16 protein-coding genes and 3 pseudogenes are annotated in these 17894 nt (G+C 67.5%); 8 read left to right on the forward strand and 11 right to left on the reverse strand.

Annotated features, from left to right (window positions below):
* The first annotated feature begins 226 nt into the window (after positions 1-226).
* The 4 genes from ACGH7X_RS29580 to ACGH7X_RS29595 all read left to right on the forward strand — a co-directional run bounded on the left by ACGH7X_RS29580 (position 227) and on the right by ACGH7X_RS29595 (position 2882).
* Entirely contained in the window at positions 227-1099 is an 873-nt protein-coding gene (locus ACGH7X_RS29580) for a helix-turn-helix domain-containing protein (RefSeq protein WP_399890468.1), read from the forward strand.
* Positions 1096-1308, forward strand: coding sequence for a DUF397 domain-containing protein (locus ACGH7X_RS29585; RefSeq protein WP_399890471.1), 213 nt, complete (start codon positions 1096-1098; stop codon positions 1306-1308). The genes ACGH7X_RS29580 and ACGH7X_RS29585 overlap by 4 nt, the downstream gene beginning before the upstream one ends.
* A 245-nt stretch (positions 1309-1553) precedes the next feature.
* Positions 1554-1835: a hypothetical protein gene (locus ACGH7X_RS29590; protein WP_399890473.1), complete on the forward strand. Its 282-nt coding sequence runs from the start codon at positions 1554-1556 to the stop codon at positions 1833-1835.
* Between the two features lie 522 nt (positions 1836-2357).
* Complete coding sequence (locus ACGH7X_RS29595) at positions 2358-2882, forward strand: transglycosylase SLT domain-containing protein (protein WP_399890475.1); 525 nt, start codon at positions 2358-2360, stop codon at positions 2880-2882.
* 484 nt (positions 2883-3366) lie between these two features.
* Here ACGH7X_RS29595 and ACGH7X_RS29600 read toward each other — a convergent pair whose 3' ends face one another.
* Genes ACGH7X_RS29600 through ACGH7X_RS29610 form a run of 3 tightly spaced genes read right to left on the reverse strand, consistent with a single transcriptional unit; the run spans position 3367 to position 6962 of the window.
* A complete protein-coding gene (locus tag ACGH7X_RS29600) occupies positions 3367-4041 on the reverse strand; it encodes a hypothetical protein (protein ID WP_399890478.1) in 675 nt (224 codons plus the stop codon).
* Positions 4038-4460: a hypothetical protein gene (locus ACGH7X_RS29605; protein ID WP_399890480.1), complete on the reverse strand. Its 423-nt coding sequence runs from the start codon at positions 4458-4460 to the stop codon at positions 4038-4040. Before ACGH7X_RS29605 ends, ACGH7X_RS29600 begins: the two co-directional genes overlap by 4 nt.
* A gap of 39 nt (positions 4461-4499) precedes the next feature.
* Positions 4500-6962, reverse strand: a complete 2463-nt coding sequence (locus ACGH7X_RS29610) for a glycoside hydrolase domain-containing protein (RefSeq protein ID WP_399890483.1) — start codon at positions 6960-6962, stop codon at positions 4500-4502.
* A 585-nt stretch (positions 6963-7547) separates the two neighbouring features.
* Here ACGH7X_RS29610 and ACGH7X_RS29615 point away from each other — a divergent pair.
* Together ACGH7X_RS29615 and ACGH7X_RS29620 are read left to right on the forward strand one after the other, a co-directional pair.
* Positions 7548-7763 (forward strand): annotated as a pseudogene (locus tag ACGH7X_RS29615) (VOC family protein); the annotation flags it as partial.
* A gap of 20 nt (positions 7764-7783) precedes the next feature.
* Positions 7784-8128: a hypothetical protein gene (locus tag ACGH7X_RS29620; protein WP_399890486.1), complete on the forward strand. Its 345-nt coding sequence runs from the start codon at positions 7784-7786 to the stop codon at positions 8126-8128.
* Here the strand turns inward: ACGH7X_RS29620 and ACGH7X_RS29625 are convergent.
* Complete coding sequence (locus ACGH7X_RS29625; protein WP_366472475.1) at positions 8110-9024, reverse strand: tyrosine-type recombinase/integrase; 915 nt, start codon at positions 9022-9024, stop codon at positions 8110-8112. The genes ACGH7X_RS29620 and ACGH7X_RS29625 overlap by 19 nt on opposite strands.
* Before the next feature lie 734 nt (positions 9025-9758).
* Between ACGH7X_RS29625 and ACGH7X_RS29630 the strand changes: the two genes are divergently transcribed.
* Complete coding sequence (locus tag ACGH7X_RS29630) at positions 9759-9992, forward strand: AlpA family transcriptional regulator (protein ID WP_217171185.1); 234 nt, start codon at positions 9759-9761, stop codon at positions 9990-9992.
* A gap of 283 nt (positions 9993-10275) precedes the next feature.
* On the opposite strand, the pseudogene ACGH7X_RS29635 reads toward ACGH7X_RS29630, so the two are convergent.
* Together ACGH7X_RS29635 and ACGH7X_RS29640 are read right to left on the reverse strand one after the other, a co-directional pair.
* A pseudogene (locus tag ACGH7X_RS29635) lies at positions 10276-10404 on the reverse strand (YdeI/OmpD-associated family protein); the annotation flags it as partial.
* A gap of 14 nt (positions 10405-10418) precedes the next feature.
* Positions 10419-10643 (reverse strand): annotated as a pseudogene (locus ACGH7X_RS29640) (transposase family protein); the annotation flags it as partial.
* Between the two features lie 183 nt (positions 10644-10826).
* Between ACGH7X_RS29640 and ACGH7X_RS29645 the strand changes: the two are divergent.
* Positions 10827-11273 (forward strand): SRPBCC family protein, encoded by a 447-nt coding sequence (locus tag ACGH7X_RS29645; protein ID WP_399890489.1) that lies wholly within the window; start codon positions 10827-10829, stop codon positions 11271-11273.
* 947 nt (positions 11274-12220) lie between these two features.
* On the opposite strand, the gene ACGH7X_RS29650 is transcribed toward ACGH7X_RS29645, so the two are convergent.
* From ACGH7X_RS29650 to ACGH7X_RS29670, 5 genes are read right to left on the reverse strand one after another with little or no spacing between them, the layout of a single operon-like run.
* Positions 12221-13642 carry an NADH-quinone oxidoreductase subunit N gene (locus ACGH7X_RS29650; RefSeq protein ID WP_399890492.1) on the reverse strand — a complete coding sequence of 474 codons (1422 nt, stop codon included), beginning with the start codon at positions 13640-13642 and terminating at the stop codon, positions 12221-12223.
* A complete protein-coding gene (locus ACGH7X_RS29655; protein ID WP_399890495.1) occupies positions 13639-15144 on the reverse strand; it encodes a NuoM family protein in 1506 nt (501 codons plus the stop codon). The genes ACGH7X_RS29650 and ACGH7X_RS29655 overlap by 4 nt, the downstream gene beginning before the upstream one ends.
* 5 nt (positions 15145-15149) lie before the next feature.
* Positions 15150-17021: a proton-conducting transporter membrane subunit gene (locus ACGH7X_RS29660; protein ID WP_399890498.1), complete on the reverse strand. Its 1872-nt coding sequence runs from the start codon at positions 17019-17021 to the stop codon at positions 15150-15152.
* The gene (locus ACGH7X_RS29665) at positions 17018-17323 is read right to left on the reverse strand and encodes an NADH-quinone oxidoreductase subunit NuoK (protein ID WP_399890501.1); all 306 of its coding nucleotides are present in this window, start codon (positions 17321-17323) and stop codon (positions 17018-17020) included. Before ACGH7X_RS29665 ends, ACGH7X_RS29660 begins: the two co-directional genes overlap by 4 nt.
* The gene (locus ACGH7X_RS29670; protein WP_399890504.1) at positions 17320-17889 is read right to left on the reverse strand and encodes an NADH-quinone oxidoreductase subunit J; all 570 of its coding nucleotides are present in this window, start codon (positions 17887-17889) and stop codon (positions 17320-17322) included. The genes ACGH7X_RS29665 and ACGH7X_RS29670 overlap by 4 nt, the downstream gene beginning before the upstream one ends.
* Positions 17890-17894 lie beyond the last annotated feature (5 nt).

A 17894-nucleotide genomic window follows, 5' to 3' on the forward strand; every position in this document is an offset into this window, starting at 1 on the left:
ACGGAGTGCGTGGAAGCCCTCAAGGACGGACCAGTGTATGCCGGTCGCTCATCCACGGCTGTCACACCTTATGAGCGGAACTTTCGGACTTCTTCCGCCTGTCGACGTGTTGGGTTCTAGCGTTGACGCCGGGTGTGGAGCCGACCGGGGCGCCGTACGCGTACCCGTGGTGCTTGTAGGCGGAGCGGGCCGTGTCCCTCCGCGAGGTGAGGGAGTTGGGCGGTCCATGAGCGAGCTGGTGCGGGAGCCGGGGGAGCAAGGAGAGCAGGGGGAGGAAGTGGTACCGGGGTCTTCCCCTGAGCCGGGGGCGGGCATCCTGCGGGTGTTCGGGCGGCAGCTGAAACGGTTCCGGTTGCGGGCGGGCCTGGAACGGGTCGACTTCGGGGCACGGGCCGGGTACTCGCCGTCCACGATCGCGTCGTACGAGCAGGGGAGGCGGGTGCCGCCGCCCCTGTTCATCGACCTGGCAGATGAGTTGCTGGACGCGGGCGGGGTTCTCCAGGAGATGAAGGAGGAGGTGGCGCGGGCGCAGTATCCGGCGTTCTTCCGGGACGCGGCTCGGTTGGAGGCGGAGGCGGTTGAACTGTGGGTCTACGGAACCCATGCCTTCCCCGGGCTGTTGCAGACCGAGGAGTACATGCAGGCTGTGTTCGAGATGTGGCGCCCTCTATTGGATGAGGCGACGGTCCAACAGCGCGTCGCTGCGCGACTGGCTCGACAGCAGATCTTTGATCGGAAGCCGACTCCGCTGGTGAGCTTCGTTGTCGATGAGTCGGTTCTGCGACGGCCCTTGGGAGGTGCGGCCGTTATGCGAGGACAGCTGGAGCAGTTGCTGCTCGTTGGCGCCTACCGCAACGTTGAGATTCAGGTCATGCCTCTGGACAGAGAAGACAACGCCGGAGTGGATGGGCCGTTCGTCGTTCTGCACAGAGACGGGGGAGACCACGTCGCCTACCTGGAAGCCCAGGGGCGGAGCACTATTGTGTCCGAGCGAACAGAGGTTCGCGGCATCGCGTCCCGCTATGGAATCATCCGAGCGCAAGCCCTGACTCCGCGCGAGTCGTTGGCATTCATCGAGAAGTCGCTGGGAGACCTATGAGCGTCGTGGATACCGCCAACAGCTCGGACCAGCTGACCTGGTTCAAGAGCAGCTACAGCGGGGGCGCCGGTGGTGAGTGCCTGGAAGTAGCCACCTGCCCGCACACCGTGCATGTACGGGACTCCAAGGACACCGCCCGTCCCGGGCTGGCTGTTGGATCGAATGCCTGGGGGGTGTTCGTCGGGTACGCCGCTGGAGAGATCAGCTGAGCAGACGTCGTACGACCGTGCCCTGCGACTTCGGACGGAGCCGCAGGGCACGGTCGTTGACGGCTCACCTGTGACGGGGGCTTGGTGCGGCAGGCGCAGGCCACTGGCCGAGCTGGTGGACGAAGTCCTTGTACAAGCGGTTGGTGCCGGTCAGGGCTGAGGCAAGCAGACCCAACGACCGGGCCTGCTCAGCCACCTGGGAGCCGTCGCTTCTTTCACATGACCGGGTGGAGGGAAGCGGGCCTATGAGTGATGTGGGCGGACGCGTGCCGTGTGCGGAGGAGATGCGGAGTACGGCCGTGGCCTTCACCGTCGGCGTCAACATCCGCGATCGAGTGGCCCACCTCACCCTCAGCTACCGCACCACCCGCGAAATCCTGAACCGGGCCATGGAAGTGGTGAACCCCAAGAGCGACCAGATCACCTTCGACGACCTGGACGACGGCACCGGCAACCTCGACGGCTACCGCTCCGTTCTGCGTGGGCGGTCGTGGCGGTACACGCGCAGGAATACCGGGCAGCGGTGACCACACTGGCCGAGGAGGAAACGGTGCTGAACGACCTGCTCACGAACCTCGGCACGCGGTCCCGCTGAGGCGCGTCACCCGGCCGGTACCGGGACGCCGGCCTTCCAGGCGACCCCGAAGGGTGACCGGATTGTTTCATTGAGTGAGATACCGACCTCCGCAGGGTGACTAGATGTGACCGCTGGGTGACCGGCTCTGTGAGGGCGCGCACAGGACCCACGTCACACGGGGCCGGGGTTAGTAGACGCCCGACGGCCGCTCGCCCGCGTGGTCACCAGCCGTCCGGGTGGTCACGCGGCCGGTCTACGAAGCGGCGTAGTAGGTCACACACTTGTCGCGGCGCCGGAGCGTTCCGCAGTGTGTTCGGCGTACCGGGGAGCCGAGCGCCGGGACCGGACGGGAAGAGCCCGTCCGTGATCCAGACACCGGCCCTGATGACGCGAAGCCGCGTCCAACGCGGACACCGCGTCGCCGACCCCCCGTCGGCCTCCCCATCACGTTCCCGAATGGAGAGGTACACCCATGCACGCCATCCTGCGCCGCCCCAGCATTCGCAAGTCCGCCGTGGCCTCCCTCGCCGCTGCGGGCGCCGCCGCCGTCACCCTCACCCTCGCCCCGAGCCCGGCACACGCCGCCGAGCCGGCCAAGACGTCCACCACGCAGACCCAGGCCCAGGCTCAGGCCGACAAGATCAAGGCCATCGTCAAGGCCGGCGAGAAGAAGCACGGCGACGACCTCGACGGCTGGATCCGCACCGCCCTGGACGTCATGGACGCCAAGAACATCCCGGGCACCTACGACGGCCTGCACCGCAACATCATGCGCGAGTCGTCCGGCAATCCGAACGCGCAGAACAGCTGGGACATCAACGCCCAGAACGGCATCCCCTCGAAGGGCCTGCTCCAGACGATCCAGCCCACCTTCGACACCTACCACGTCAAGGGCACGAAGGACTCCATCACCGACCCGGTCGCCAACATCGTCGCCGCCTGCAACTACGCGGCCGACAAGTACGGCTCCATGGACAACGTCGACTCCGCCTACTGACCGGCGGACCCACAGACCGCCTGAGCCCCCGGGACAACCGGTCCCGCGCGGAGGCCGGCGGGGCCCAGGCAGCACGGCGGGGCCGGAGGGACGACACGTCCCTCCGGCCCCACCTGCGTCGCACCCCTCCTGGCTCGCATACGCGCTGCTCAGGAGGGGTGCGGCGGCATTGTTCCGGAAGGCTCTCACCTCTCACGCTCGTGCCGGCTGATGCGGCCGGAAGTCCCAGAAGAGTCCCAGAGGGCTCCCGATGGAATGGGGTGCGGACCCGTTCACGGGTAACCGCTACACGTTCGGCGGGGGCAGTCCGACCAGCTTCGTCGAACTCGACGGACACCGTCCGGCCGACTGCAACGAGCCGGGTGCCACGTGCCGCATGAACAGCGCCGGTGGCTGGGATGTCGGGTTCGCCGCTGCCGCGCTGCCCGGAAAGTACGGGAACAAGACATCCCGCCACGATCAGGCCCAGGCACGGGCGATCCTGCTAGCCGCTACGGCGTGCGAACGCCTTGACGTCTTCGCGGCGCCCCGGCTCGAACGCGTTCACCGCCCCCGCCCCCAGCCCCGGGGTGTCCCGCCAGGTTCGTAGCTTGCGGGCCACGCCCCGCACCTTGGGGTGGGCGGGTCCCAGAGCGACTTCGAAGTGCGACTCCTGCGGCGTGTCGAAGTCACCGCCCCAGGCGACGGCACCGTCCAGCTCGGCCAGGATGTCCCGCACCACGACCAGCTCGTGCGGGTACAGTCCACCCCTCACGTCCGGCGGGTAGGCGTACGGCCGGATCGCGATAGCCGTTCCCGAGAGGTAATTCGACTCGTGGGGCCGATGGACCGTGCGGGACTTGCGGTGGCCCGTCACGTCGTCCGAGCGAAGCTGGTCGATCTCGTAGTGGAACCGGCGGGCGACATGCAGCAGGAGCGTCGCGGCTGCGCCGCCCGCCAGGTGGACGGATCGGCCGCTGCCCTCGATGGGGTGGGACTCGGTCTGGGCGAGGATCTTCCAGCCGTTGGCCGAGCGTGGACCGCGCCAGGTGGTCGCTGTCTGGTTCGTGCGGAGCGGGGCGGCGGCCGCGGTCGAGGTGATGGCCGGCAGGCCAAGGGCGGCTGCCCCGGTCAAGGTGCCGGCGACGCCGAGCACACGGCGTCTGCTCAGATCGTTCATGAGATGCCCTTCTTCTTGGTTCGGCGTTGGACTACGGCCAGGCCCACGGCGTAGCCCAGACAGACAAGCGCCAGTACGAGGAGTACGACGAAGACCGGGTTCACCCAGGCCGGTACCAGGTCATAGCCCGCGTGGCACTTGTCGTGCAGTGGGAACCAGCGCGTGTACTCCTCGAAGTTCGCCCTGCGATACGTCCGGTCGTAGCTCTCGCCCGCTCGGTGGCATGCCTCCTCCGGGTCCAGTGACGCCCCTGCGAGGGAGCCGACGAGATAGGTGACCCCGGCGCCCAGCAGCAGGAGCAGCGCGCTCCAGGTGAACCAGGCAGGGCTGCGCCGCCACGCGCCGGAGAACAGCGGTCGGCTCCAGAACCACAGTCCGACCAGGAGGGGCAGGAGGATGGGGATGAGAATGACGGCCATGGCACAACCCTGCAGGCTCTCGCCGGTCTGTCGGGACGCCTATCGTGCCGCAGCCCGCCGCGCGGCCTGCTTGCGATAGGTGGCCAGGTTCTCCTTGTACTGGGCGGCCAGGCTGTTCTCCAGGCCGATGAGGGAGAGCTGGCGGTCGGTAAACCCCTGGCAGAACAGGGCAAGTTTCTCCGTATTGCCCGGCAGGAGGACGAAGTCTGCCGGCAGGGCGGCGCCGGATGCCGTGATGAGCGCGAGCCGGGCCGCGTTGACGGTGACGTCGGAGGGGCCGGCGAGGACGTCCCAGCAGCACGCGCGCGCGTTGGTGGCGTTCTGCCAGCGCTTGTCGAAGTGGCTGCGGAAGCGGGTGAGGCCGCCTCCGTTGTTGTACTGCGCCTTCATCCAGTCGACGACGTTCCCACCGCCTGCTACGTGCTTGGCCAGCAGGTAACCGTCGACGTCCTCGATCATGTCCGTGTAGCCGAAGCTGGAGACGGTGCCGGGGACGGCCAGCTTGGCCTCGCAGAACGTGAGTGGCGAGGCGTACTCGTCCACCGCGTCCCGCCAGTTCGCCCAGAAGGTCATGATGTCCCCGCCCCAGCCGGCGATGTCGCCGCCGGTCGACTCCTTCTTGTCGGCCGGGTCGGCGTTCTCCAGGAAGCCGTTGGCCGTGGCCATCAGGTGGGTGGCATCGAGCTGGTATCCCGTGACGGTGTCGGTGAAGGAGTCCTGGACCGACATGCCGCGGGAGTTGCAGTACTCGACGAAGTCCTCGTCGTAGCTGTCTGCCAGCCACCACCACGTCAGACCGCGGTACTTCTCGTGACGGATGTACTCCATCACCAGCCGGCTGGCGTTGGTGTCGACGCCGTTCGACGACCTGTACGCGACGGCGTGGTCGTACAACCGCTGCACGTAGGCGATGTAACCATCGGCGGGACCGCCCGTGTTGTTCACCGAAGCGACGCCCGGCTCGCTACGACTCCGCCAGACGTCCCGGTCCAGGTCGAACGTGTCCGCACCGTTGGTGACCTTGAACTCCTTGATCTGGTTGATCGCCCAGTTCGCGGGCAGGGGATAACCGAGGTTGCCGGAGAAGCCCCAGGACATGCCTGAGACGAAGGAGAAGCGGGCGCCGGTCTTGGCGGTGACGTTGAGGCAGACGTTGCGGGAGCCGTAGACCCCGTGGAAGTACTTCCTTCCCCTGCTGGCCAGGCCCGCCACCACGCCGTTGAAGTAGGTGACGACGCCCTCCGGGTGGCCGTCGATCTCCCACTGCTGGGCGTCGTAGTCGACCGCGAAGTAGATCGTGGTGCCCCGGTTGAAACCGTACTGGCTGGCCAGGTCGTGCGCGTTGAGGGCGTGCTGGTAGCCATGGCTGTAGGTGAAGTCGGCGAGCTGCCGCGCGTTGTCCTGGTAGATCGGGAAGACCCGCAGGCCGGCGTCGAAGATGGTCTGCAGCTCGCCGGGCTTGATCTCCTTGTCGAGCGTCGAGCCCGGCGGGTCGTAGAGGTAGCGGCCGACCAGGCGGTAGCCGTTGTCGTACAGCCAGCGAGCGCGTGAGGCGGTGATCTCGAATCTGGTGTCCGAACCCGTCGCCGCCCGGTCCGCGTTGCCCATGGACACCAGCAACTGCGCCCAGGTGTCGTACTCGCCTACGCCGTAGGAGGCGTCGACTTCCGTGTACAGCTGGGAGAACTTCTGGAAGATCTCGACGAACTCCCGGGTCTTCGAGTCGAAGGTGCTCTTGAAGGTCGTCCTGACCTCCGCGTCGTCGAGGCCACGCACGATCACCGGCTCGTTGAAGACGCAGGCGGCCGTGAAGAGCTGCACGAAGATGCCCGAGTCACCCTCCCGCACGGAGTGGGTACGCAGGCCGGCCTGCGTACCCGGCCCGAAGTTGCCGTTGGGGCTGAGTCCGAGCTCGTACTGGATCGCGATCACCAGGGACTTCTGCACGTCCCGGGAGTAGATGCCGTCGCACGGACCGATCGAGTAGGCATCCCGCTGCCAGTAGCGGCCGTTGAGCCACTGCTGGATAGCGCGGATCTTCTCGGTTCCGCCGGCCACGACGACGTACGCGTCCATGTTGAGGATGCACTTGAAAATCTGTGCGGTGACAGTGCCACCGGTGGTGCCGGTGCCGCCGTCCGGCAGCCCCATGTTGACGCGGAGAGCCTTGACCGCCTCCGTGGTGACCGCGCCGAATTCCCCGTATCCGTTCGCACCCCAGTATCCCTTGCAGAAGAGACCGTGCTGAATTATCCGCACGATGTTCGAGTTCTGGTTCCAGCCGAACCCGATCTCCCCGAGGGCCTGGACCTTACTCATCGTGGTGGGGCCGAAACTGGCCACCACCGCAGAAATGCCCAACTCGTGCTGTAAGCCCATGATCAGGGAGTTCATAGTAGGCCAGCCGGTTTTGCCGTCTTCCGGGCACCGTACGTAGCCGGCCACGCCACCGTATGTCGCATTTACCCATTTTTGGGCGTCAAGTACCTTCTCGTCTGCCACGGCAAACCCCCCACGGTATCTGCTCACGCGTGATCGCCACGCGCCATTAAGCCGACTGGGCCCCCAGAAATGAGGACTGCCTCACTCAAGCCGATCAAGGCAACGCTGAGAAGAGGGAACCGGCGAACTCGGGACTCAGCGGGGGAGCGCGTGTTACTCAGCGTGACTCGTGACCTCCGGTGTGGTCGGGTCTCTGGGGCGGTTGATGGAAGGGTGCCGCGCACCCAGCGCATCGCCGCAAGTGGGAAGCAGTTCCCGGCCAGGGGACTGCAGAACGTGCGGGGCGGGCAGCGCACGGAGTGTACCCAGGACGACTGTGTGATTCCGGTCACTTCACTGGCCTGGCCGGCGGTGGGAGGCAGTCGTTGATCGCGCACCGAGCTGGGCACGAACAAGCCGACCGTGAACCGCGGCTTCAAGGAGCTCCGCGAGTGCGGACTCGCCTGGAGCCTTGAGGACGGCCTCTACCAGCTCCGCCCGCTGCTGACCGGCGGCGCGGTCTCCTCCCCCGTCATGCACGTCCCGGAGATCAATGCCGCCGAACCCGGACGCTTCACCGAACAGCGGCGGGCCCGCTTCGCTGTGGCCGCCGACCCCTCGATCGCCGCGTCGGAACGCGACACCGTCCTCGAGCATGACGGCCAAGGGCACCTACGGCTGGGTCGTGCTCGCCACCCCGGACCTCGACGCCACGTTCGACGGGTGCAGGCGGCCGACGCCGAGGTCGTCCAGGAGCCGGTCCGCCAGCCGTACGGGGTGCGCCGGGGCGGTACGGGGCCGCGCCGGTCCTGCAGCGGGTGATCGGCCTGGGCGGTGACCGTGTGGAGTCCCTTGACGGTACGCGTGTCGCGGTGAACGGCAAGGAGATCGACGAGCCGTATGTGCTGCGCGACAGGCTCGCCCGGGCGATTCGTCTCTCAGCCCCCGAGACCGGCTCCGGCTCGAGTCAAAAGTTCCTGAGAAGTCCCACAGATGAAGCCGAATCCCCTCCTGACTTGCGTACATGCACGTCAGGAGAGGGTTTCGCGTTTTCTTTCTTGGAGCCCTCAGATGTCCCGGAACTCCTATACCATCCGCCTGACCAGTGCAGACAGACCCGTTCGATGATCATCTTGCACGAGCGTTGCACAAGCCGAACGCTGCGGAGTCAGGTGGCTCGCGTGTAGGCGCTTTGGACCGCGACGCGGATCTTGGAACCGGCTCCCGCGATCCGATGCACGTACTTACGCAGAGTGAACGCAGGATCGGCGTGGCCGAGCCGATCCGCGAGCGTGTACACGTCTACCCCGCCGTTGATCATCATCGACGCGTACAGGTGCCGAAGGGCGTGCATCATCTTGTCGCGGGAATTCTCCCAACGCCGTCCCTTCTCTTCGGGGTCGAGGGGCTTGATGAGGCCGGCCGCTGCCAAAGCGGGCTTCCAGCGGTAGGAGTTGAACCAATTCGACTGGATGGCCGTTTTCTCTCGAGTGTAAAAGATCAGCCGCACCGTGACCGGGGCGCCGTCTTGGCTGCCCCATGGTCGGGTCACCTGGACAGGCGGGTATGTCTCCATGTGCTCGCGCAGGGGGACGGCCACATCATCGGTCAGTTCGACCCACCGGTCCTTTGGGTCTTCGTCGTCTCCGCCCTTGGGAAGGGCGTACACCAGGAACGACCCGTCGTGGACCACTTGCCGTTGCACGTGCACAAGCGGGCCGTCGGGATGGGCCCAGTCGATGTCGTCTGGCGACAGGCCGAAAATTTCTCCCTGGCGAAGACCGAGGCCGCGACCGCAGTCGACGAGTGCCTTGTAGCGCTCTGGAAGTTCGGCACGGATCTTATCGGTGTCCTCCCACGTCAGGGTCAGCTCTGCCCGGCCGCCGCCTCCTCGTTTCGGCTTGGCGTCCTGCACCGATTTGGCGAGGCATGGATTTTTGTGTATCAGGCTGTCGTCCACGGCCAGATCAAAGACAGCCCGAAGATTGTCGAATACCAGGCGCAGCGTGGAACTTTCGAGCAGCCGACGACGGTCGTGCAACCAGTCCAGCAAAGACGACGCGTTCACGTCCTTTACGCGCATCTTCCCAACTGCGGTAGGAGCGACGTGTAGGAGAATCCGCTCCTTGTGGCGTCGGTACGTGCGCGGATTCTTGTGTTCATGCCTCTTGAGCCACGTGAGGGCGAGTTCACCGACCCTGACCTCTCCGGCGCGAGGGTTGATATATGACCCGTCGTCCACTCCGGACCGCATCTTGGTCTCGTGCCTGCGAGCTTCGGCCTCGGTGCGGAACAGCTCAGTCTGCTGGACATCTTCCCGGTTACGCCAGCGGGCCTGCCACCGCTTCCCGGTCCCGTGATCCCTCGTTGGAACCTTACCGTGTTCCCTGCAGGTCGACTCCCCGGCTTTCGGGCGTGACTTGTGCCAACGGTCGTACGGCATGGACTCAACTCCTAGTTTGCAGCGGGCCTTGAACCTTCTTTGTGGGTTCTCTCGTATCAGGTGAGTGGGATGTTGATCCAAGCAAGCTGAAAATGTCAAACGCATTCTTGGGCTCTTCGCGGCAAGGCCGCAGAGTGGTAGGGAGGAGGATCTCACCTAGGCGAATTCTCGCTGAGGGTTCGGCGAGGCCTCGCCGAACCCTCCGCGAAGATTCGCTTGTGTCCTTCGAAAGTTCGCAAGGGTGGTAGGAATCTCTTCGCAAGTTCTTCTATTTGGTCCGGCTGGAATTTCATGTAAACGTTCCGTGCGTCACCACTGCGGACTGCTGCTCACGTGGTTCTTTCCTGCCTATGCCGAACCGTTCTGGAGTGCCCATGCGTCGAACCACTGCCCGTGCCGAAGAAGCCGCCAGTGGCGCGGGAGACCGCTGCCCGTTGATGAGCGCGGAGGAACTGGCCGACTTCCTGGGCGTACCGCTGAACACGGTCTACATATGGAATCACCGACACCAGGGTCCGCGAGCCCACAAGGTCGGCCGCTATTTGCGCTACCGCTGGACGGAGGTAGAGGCATGGCTGGAAGCTCAAGCGGTGAATCGCGCGACATGATCGGCCAAGAGTGGCTGGTGCCCATGTTCTTGGTAGGGCGACAGAACCCGGCGTACAGTGTGGCTGGTCTGCCGCCACCTGCGGCCTCTCCTTGGAGAGGGCCTCTGGGCCTGCGTCGGAGGCCCTTTCTGATCTTTCAGCGGTTTGCCGGGTCTTCGATCTTGAGCGGTGCGCCTTCTCAGGGCCTCTGACGTTTCGTTACGTTCAGTGAGGCACTTGGTGGCTGCGGCCGGGGCCGCAGGCGCGCCGGGCCCCCGGAGTACTACCCGGTTGCGCTTCGGGACTACGGGTACAGCTTTTCGCCCTTGGCCAGCATCGCTAGGTACTTCTCTATCCGGCACGCCCGGGTCTCGGACTTCTCGGCGTCTTGGATCCGGTACAGGATGGCGTAGCGGTTCTGCCGGTCCAGTGAGCGTTTTTGCAACCTCATGCTGATGCGTGGTGAAGGACGACTACTGCCTTCACGACATTGGTGATGCGGTTGGTGCTGCATCGGAGTTTCCGCAGGAAGCGCCAGCCCTTGAGGGTGGCTATAGCCTGCTCGCCAAGGCAACGGATCTTGGCGTGGGTGGTGCTGTGGCGGCGCGGAAGCAGTTCTCTGGTCAGGGCGTCCCTTCGCGCTTGCTTCGGCGGGCGAGGTTTCGGGCCTGCCCTTCGTGAATGCCGCTTGCCCACTCCCAGCCGGGTTTGGGCGATACGACCCGTGGGTCGCTGGAAACCCGGGCTTCACGTAGGTCCTCCACGTACGCTCGATCCAGTTCGATCCTTGCGCGTACCTTCTCGTCCTTGGAGCTCGTAACACGATCACGGTGAGACACGGTCTAGCCTTGTTGGGTGCCGTCCCTCGCCGTTACTGCTACCTCGCACTCACCGGTGCCTGCCGCTCTCGTCTACGCCTCGCTCCTAGATGCAGAATCCTGGCCGTCGTGGACCTCGTACTACGAGGTCGAGTGGGAGCTGCCCGCGGGGGTCGAGCGGCCAGCACGGGTTGGTGATCTCCGCACCATCCGTTCTCGCCTTGGACGGGTGTGCTGCCGCGAGCGCATTGTCGAGATGGTTCCCGACCAGCGGTTCAGCTACGAACAGGCCGCCGGGTTGTTCACTTCTCATCGGGGGTCTGTGGACCTGGCCCCAGCACCCCACGGCGGCACCGACATCACCTGGTCAGCGACTTACCGGCATACTCTTCCCCTTGTGGGCACGCTCAGGCGACGGCGCCTGCAGGCTTCGACCCACGATCTGGCTTCATACGCAAGCTCGGTCGTGAGTCGACACTCCTAGCTGATCCGGTCCTCTTGAGCCGCCGCCAGCAGATCAGGCTGCTGGCCAAATTGAGGAATGCGTCGTGGAGTTCAGGGCGGCGTTCCCAGCGGACGGCGAGGCGTTTGAACTGGTGGAGCAGGGCAAAGGTCTGCTCGACGACGTAGCGGAGCTTGCCCAGGCCCTTGATGTTCGGGGCGCCCTTGCGGGAGACGACGGGCAGGATCCGCCTGCGGCGCAGTGCCAGGCACACGGCCTTCGAGTCGTATGCCTTGTCTCCGAGGACAGCCTCGGGGCGCCGCCTGGGTCGGCCGGGTCGTCCGGCGACGGGTGGGATGCCGTCGAAGGTCGTTCGCCAGGCAGGTCATTTCGGCACCGGTAATCCCGGCGTCTACGAGTAGCACGCTGTCCCTGCCCTGCACGACAACGGTGTTGTTCTCGAGCAACTCACTCTGGTGGATCAGCACACCCTCGGCGACTGCTTCAGCATGAGTCCCTCCCCCTTTTGATGTCCGCACCCTGCCAGAGGGTCTGGCGCACATCAACACAACCGGACGGCGGTGTGTGATGCCGACTCCCTACGGTGAGACCGTCCACGGAGGCTTCTTCAGGGGCCAGCCCGCGTCAGCTGAGGCCCCTGAGGTGGCACTTCAGGTTGGAAGAGGCTCAGTGTCTCGAAGAACTCCGCCGTGGCCGGGTCGGTGGTCAGGGCAACCGCGAGGACGTCAGGCACCGTGGCGGTCTTCGCGCCGTCGTAGGCCGCCTCCCAGCGGCCGTACACGAGCCCCCCGGAGTCAGCGGGGCTGCCACCTCCTACACGCTTCGCCACCTCCGCCAGCAAGAGGGATCCCGTGCCCGGCCCGGCCGACGTCCTGTTCCTCGAGATCGACGTCGTCGGCCCGTCCGACTTGAGCGACACCCTCGCTGCCCCGGCCTTCGACTCGGCCAGCTCGAGGACGCACGGAACTTCACGACAGCAGCGGTCCCGCGGCGACGGTGAGAACAGCCTGTCCGCCGATGCCGAGTGCAAGGGAGAGGGCTGCTGCCAGGTGAGCGGTGACGGCGGGCCAGCGTCCCGCGCCCGCGTGTGTCTCGGAGGGTGCCGTGTCGGTGGTGAGGAACAGCGGGCCGAGCCAGCGCAGGTAGTAGAAGAGCGAGGCGACGGTGTTGGCGACGGCGAGGACGGCGAGCCAGGTGTAGTCGCCGTCGATGGTCGCGCTGAAGATTTCCAGCTTGCCGAGGAAGACGCCGGTGGGCGGCGTGCCGACCAGGCCCAGGAGACAGACGACGAGCACGGCTGCCAGGCCGGGGTGGCGTCGGGCGAGGCCGCGGTAGTCGGTGAGGGTACGGGCCCGGGGGAGCGCGGTGACGACGGCGAAGGCACCGAGGTTGGTGGCGGCATAGGCGGCCAGGTAGAGCAGCAGGCTTCTCTGGACGGTGTCGCTGCGGGTGGTGACGGCCAGGGCCATGAGGAGGTAGCCGACCTGGCTGATGGTGGAGTAGGCGAGCAGCCGTTTGACGGAGGTCTGGAAGAACGCCGCGAGGTTGCCCAGGGTCATGGTGACCGCGGCCAGGATTGCGAGGAGCAGCGGCCAGTTGACGTCGCTGTCGGCGATTGCCTGGTGCAGCAGTCGGTAACCGGCGATCAAAGCACCGACTTTGGGCAGGGTGGTGACGTACGCGGCGACGGGTGCCGGGGCCCCGTCGGTGACGTCGGGCACCCAGAAGTGGGCCGGTACCGCGCCGATCTTGAAGAGCAGGCCGGCGAGGACGCCGACGAGTCCGACGGCGACGAGTCCGTAGGGGGCGGAGGGCAGGGTGGTGGCGAGGTCGCTGTAGTGGGTGGCGTGACCGGCGCTGTAGAGGAGCGCGGTGCCGGCGAGCATGATGATGCCCAGCAGCGCACCCATCAGGTAGTACTTCAGGGCGGCTTCGGTGGCGGGGGCGTCCTTCGCGAAACCGGCGAGTGCGTAGGCGGGGACGCTGGCCAGCAGATAGGCGGCGAACAGCATCAGCAGGTCGTTTGCGCCGATGAGGGCGAGAGTGCCGGCACCGGTCATCAGGAGCAGCACCCAGTACTCGGCTTCGCGTTTGTGGCCCCTCACGGTCTCCACCGACATACCGATGATCAACAGCAGGGCGGCGAGCACGATGAGCCGGCCGATGTCGGTGGCGGTGTCGACGGCGAACGCGGCGGCGAAGACGGTCTGCTCGTGGCCGGTGGCCATGGTGACCGCGGTGGCCGCCAGGCCGGTCACGCAGGCGGCAGCCGCGAGTACGGCCACCAGCCACTGGCGCCGGCGGGGCAGCCAGGAACCGGCCAGGAGCCCGATGACGGCGGCGCCGAGGAGGGCGATCTCGGGGATGAGCGCGGCCAGGTTTTCGTTCACCGCGCCACCAGGCCGGTCAGGGTACGGCTGGCCGGTTCGATGACGTCCAGCAGCCATCGGGGTGCGACGCCGATCACCAAGGCCACCGCGAGGAGCGGCACCGTGGACAGCGCCTCGGCCCTTCTCAGGTCTCGGATACCACCGGTGGGGATGGTCTCGGGAAGGCGCGGGCTACCGAGGAACATGCGCCGCAGTACGGTCAGGAACAGGGCGGCGGTGATCAGGATGCCGGTCACGGCGATGGCAGTGGCGATGGCGTGGGAGGCCAGGCTGCCGGTGAAGATCTGGAATTCGGCGATGAAGCCGGAGAAGCCGGGAATGCCGAGGCTGGCGAACGCGGCGACGGCGGTGACCGCCGCGAAGCGCGGGGTGTGCGCGGCCAGGCCGGAGTACGAGTCCATCGTGTAGGTGCGTCCGCGGTCGTAGAGCACGCCGGCGAGCAGGAACAGAGCGGCGGTGATCAGGCCGTGGCTGACCATCTGGGTGACCGCTCCGGTCACTGCCAGGGTGCGCGCCTGGGCGTCGCTGCCCGCGAGTGTCCCGGCGGCGCCTACGGCCAGGACGACGTAGCCCATGTGGTTGACCGACGTGTAGGCGATCATGCGTTTGAAGTTCGTCTGCGCCAGCGCCACCAGGGCCCCGTAGACGACGGACACGGCGCCGATGATCACGATGAGGAGCGCGTAGTGGCGCCAACTGCCGGGCAGCAGGGGCATGGCGATGCGGACGAAGCCGTAGGTGCCCATTTTCAGCAGCACGCCGGCGAGGATCGCCGAGCCGGTGGCGGGGGCGTCGGTGTGGGCGGGTGGCAGCCAGGTGTGGAAGGGCACGGTCGGTGTTTTGACGGCGAGGCCGACGCCGATGGCCAGCAGTACCAGGCCCGCGTACAGGCCACGTCCGGCCAGCGGGTTCACGCGGGTGAGGTCGACGATGTCGAAGGTGTGCGGGTCGGCCGCCAGGTAGAGGCCGATGAAGCCGAGGAGGAGGGCGAGCGAGCCGACGAAGGTGTACAGGAAGAACTTCAGCGCCGCGGCCCGGGCTCGTTCGCCGTGGCCCCAGCCCGCGATGACGAAGAACATGCCGACGATCGACAGGTCGAAGAAGACGAAGAACAGGATGAGGTCGAGAGCGACGAACAGACCGATGCTGACGGTCTGCAGGAACAGGAAGAGGCAGACGTAGGAGCGTACGCGCCGCGTCTCGCGCAGGGAGTGGACGGCGACGGCCAGGAACAGCAGGCAGGTCAGAGCGACCAGCGGCAGGGACAGGCCGTCGACGCCCACGTGGTACCCGACTCCTGCGCTGGGGATCCAGCGCGCCCGCTGCTCGTACTGCATCCCGCCGTCGGCGTCGTAGCCGGCCCACAGGCCGACGACCAGGGCCAGGTCCACGGCGGCGGTGGCGATCCACACCCATACGTACGCCCAGTCGGGGAGGGTGCGGGGGAGGAGCGGCAGTACCGCGCACACCAGCAGCGGGAGGAACGTGACGACGCTCAGCACAGGGGTTACCTCACCAACAGGATGATCAGTACGAGCACGGTGAAGCCCACGGCGGCCTGGGCGTAGTACTGGTGCAGCAGTCCGGTCTGCGGGCGGCGTGCCCACCGGCCCAGGCGCCGCGCACCGGTCGCGACGGCACGGACTCCGGCGTCGATGCCGCCGTCGTCGAGACGGCGTGCGAGCCGGGCCGCCGCGAGGCCGCCGCGGGCGGCCTGCCGTACGGCGCCGTCGACGACGCGGTCGTCGAAGGCGGCCAGCGTGCGCGCGAGGGCCAGTACCGGGCGGACCACGACGTGCCTCGCCGCCTGCTCCAGGTACAGCCACCCGTGGACCATTCGGATGGCGGCGCGTGGTGCGGGTGCCGGGCGGGACGCCCACCGCCAGGCCAGGCCGGCGGCGGCGAGCGCCACCCCGGCGGACAGCCCGAGTTCCCAGGGCTCGGGGGACGGTTCGCCCTGGGCTCGGACCAGCCGTTTCAGCCAGGATGCCGGTCCTGGCAGGGCCAGCACTCCCAGTACCGCCGCGGCGAGGGTGAGGGCGAGGAGTGGGGCCGGTGTCGTAGGGGCGACGCGCCGGGTGCCGCGCTCCTCGGTGTCGTACCCGGATCCCGCGTCGTGCGGGAGGGGGCGGGTGACGTACCAGACGGCCTTGACGCTGTACACGGCGGCGACGGCCGCCGCCGCGACGCCCACCGCGTACAGCGCGGTCGACTCGGTGCGGGCGCCGGCGAGAACTTCGTCCTTGGCCGCCCACAGGGACAGGGGCGGCAGCCCGGCCAGGGTGAGGGCGCCCACCGTGAAGGCCACGCCGACCAGTGGGTGGGCGCGGGCCGCGCCGCGCAGTGCGGGCAGTTGCTTGGTGCCCAGCGCGGTCAGCCATGCGCCCGCGGCGAGGAACAGACCCGACTTGGTGGCGGCGTGGGCGACGAGCTGCGTGGTGCCCGCGGCGACGCCGCCGCTGCCCGCGGCCAGCACCATGAAGCCGATCTGCGCCGAGGTGGAGGCCGCGAGGAGCTGCTTGAGGTCCCGCTGGGCGACCGCGACCAGCCCCAGGACCAGGGCGGTGGCCACGCCGGTCCAGGCGACCAGGGGCCCCGCCCAGACCGTGGCGTCCAGCAACGGGGCGAGTCGCAGCAGCAGGTAGGCGCCGGCGGCGACCATGGTCGCCGAGTGCAGCAGTGCGGAGACGGGGCTGGGGCCCTGCATGGCGCGTGACAGCCAGAACGAGAACGGCAGTTGCGCGGACTTGCCGAGGGCGGCCGCCACGACACCCGCGGTGACCAGGTGCAGCCAGGGCGCGTCCGCGTGCGGCAGGGCGTCCAGGCGCAGCGAGCCGATGCCGCCGGCCACGGCGGCGCCGGCGGCCAGGTACAGGCCGAGGTCGGCGGCGCGGGTGGTGAGGAAGGCGACGTCGGCGGCTTCCGCCCGTTCGGGGCGTTGCCACCAGTAGCCGATCAGTGCCCAGCTGGTGGCGCCCATCAGCTCCCAGGCCATCAGCAGCAGCGGCAGGGTGGTCGCCGTGACGGTGACGAGCATGGCGCCGGCGAAGAGCAGCATGAGCCCGAAGAACCGGCCCCTGTTCTCGTGGGCGGCGAACTCCCCCGCGGCGAAGACCAGCACGGCGACGGTCACCGCGGCGACGGTGACCACCATCACCGCGGACAGGCCGTCCACCGCCAGCCCCGCCTCCATCCCGACGAACAGCGGCGCGCTCGCGTCCGGCCGGGTCAGCGCGGCGGCGACCGCCGCGCTGAGCGTGGCCACGGCGACCCCCACACCGGCGGCGGGGACCAGGCTGCCCCGGCGGGGCCCCGTGAGGGCAAGTACCGATCCGCCGCCCAGGGGGAGAGCGATGAGCAGCCAGAGCAGCGCGCTCATCCCTTCAGGTCCTCGGCCATGTCGGTCATGTCGACCTGGCGGGCGCGGTAGATGGCGGTGGTGACGGCGAAGCCCATGGCCATCTCCACGGCCATCGCGATCACGGCCGCCACGATCACGACCTGGCCGCTGCCGGCGGCGGGGGCGAGAAAGTACCAGAAGTCGGCGGCGGCGACGATCACGCCGCCGATCATCAGCTCGATCCCCATCATGATCATGACGATGGACTGCTGGGACAGGGCACCGAACAGGCCGGTGCAGAAGAGCCCGGCCGCGAGGACCAGCAGGAGTTCGAACGTCATCGGCCCACTCCGCCGCCGGACGGGTCGTTCGCGGGCCGCTGGTCGAGGTCGTCGCCGAAGCGGTCGTACCGGCCGCGGTGGGTGGCGAGGACGGTGGCGCCCACCATGGTGGCCAGGAGGACGAATCCGAGCGTGACCATGGTCAGCATCTGGTCGCCCATCAACGCCATCCCGACCTGGAAGGTGGTGTCCTTGGGCCGCGCTCCCGTGCGGTCGGGCCACGGCACCAGGAAGATCCCGGCGACCAGCGCGGCGAACACGAGGCCGCTGATGACCAGTGAGCCGCGCTTGTTGTGCAGCATCGACATCGGCATCAGACCGGCCGGGTTCATCATGTACGCGATCATGAATACCGCCATGATCACCATTTCCATGACCATCATCAGCACGATCACCACGCCGAGGTACGGCAGCCGCAGCAAGGTCACCACCCCGCCCACGCACACCAGAGAGGCCAGGAGTGCGAAGGTGACCCGGGCCATGGAGTTCAGGGTGAACACCAGGACACCGCCGGTCAGGGCGAGCACGCCCAGTACCCACAGCAGCACCGTGCTCGTCGTGCCCATGTCGC

The sequence above is a fragment of the Streptomyces sp. BBFR51 genome (assembly GCF_044591655.1).
Classification (GTDB): Bacteria; Actinomycetota; Actinomycetes; order Streptomycetales; family Streptomycetaceae; genus Streptomyces.

Excerpts from the sequence above, each read along its gene's own strand:
- ACGH7X_RS29580 (WP_399890468.1), top strand. The coding sequence starts at position 227 with ATGAGCGAGCTGGTGCGGGAGCCGGGGGAGCAAGGAGAGCAGGGGGAG.
- ACGH7X_RS29585 (WP_399890471.1), top strand. The coding sequence starts at position 1,096 with ATGAGCGTCGTGGATACCGCCAACAGCTCGGACCAGCTGACCTGGTTC.
- ACGH7X_RS29590 (WP_399890473.1), top strand. The coding sequence starts at position 1,554 with ATGAGTGATGTGGGCGGACGCGTGCCGTGTGCGGAGGAGATGCGGAGT.
- ACGH7X_RS29595 (WP_399890475.1), top strand. The coding sequence starts at position 2,358 with ATGCACGCCATCCTGCGCCGCCCCAGCATTCGCAAGTCCGCCGTGGCC.
- ACGH7X_RS29600 (WP_399890478.1), bottom strand. The coding sequence starts at position 4,041 with ATGAACGATCTGAGCAGACGCCGTGTGCTCGGCGTCGCCGGCACCTTG.
- ACGH7X_RS29605 (WP_399890480.1), bottom strand. The coding sequence starts at position 4,460 with ATGGCCGTCATTCTCATCCCCATCCTCCTGCCCCTCCTGGTCGGACTG.
- ACGH7X_RS29625 (WP_366472475.1), bottom strand. The coding sequence starts at position 9,024 with ATGCGCGTAAAGGACGTGAACGCGTCGTCTTTGCTGGACTGGTTGCAC.
- ACGH7X_RS29630 (WP_217171185.1), top strand. The coding sequence starts at position 9,759 with ATGCGTCGAACCACTGCCCGTGCCGAAGAAGCCGCCAGTGGCGCGGGA.
- ACGH7X_RS29660 (WP_399890498.1), bottom strand. The coding sequence starts at position 17,021 with ATGAGCGCGCTGCTCTGGCTGCTCATCGCTCTCCCCCTGGGCGGCGGA.
- ACGH7X_RS29665 (WP_399890501.1), bottom strand. The coding sequence starts at position 17,323 with ATGACGTTCGAACTCCTGCTGGTCCTCGCGGCCGGGCTCTTCTGCACC.
- ACGH7X_RS29670 (WP_399890504.1), bottom strand. The coding sequence starts at position 17,889 with ATGGGCACGACGAGCACGGTGCTGCTGTGGGTACTGGGCGTGCTCGCC.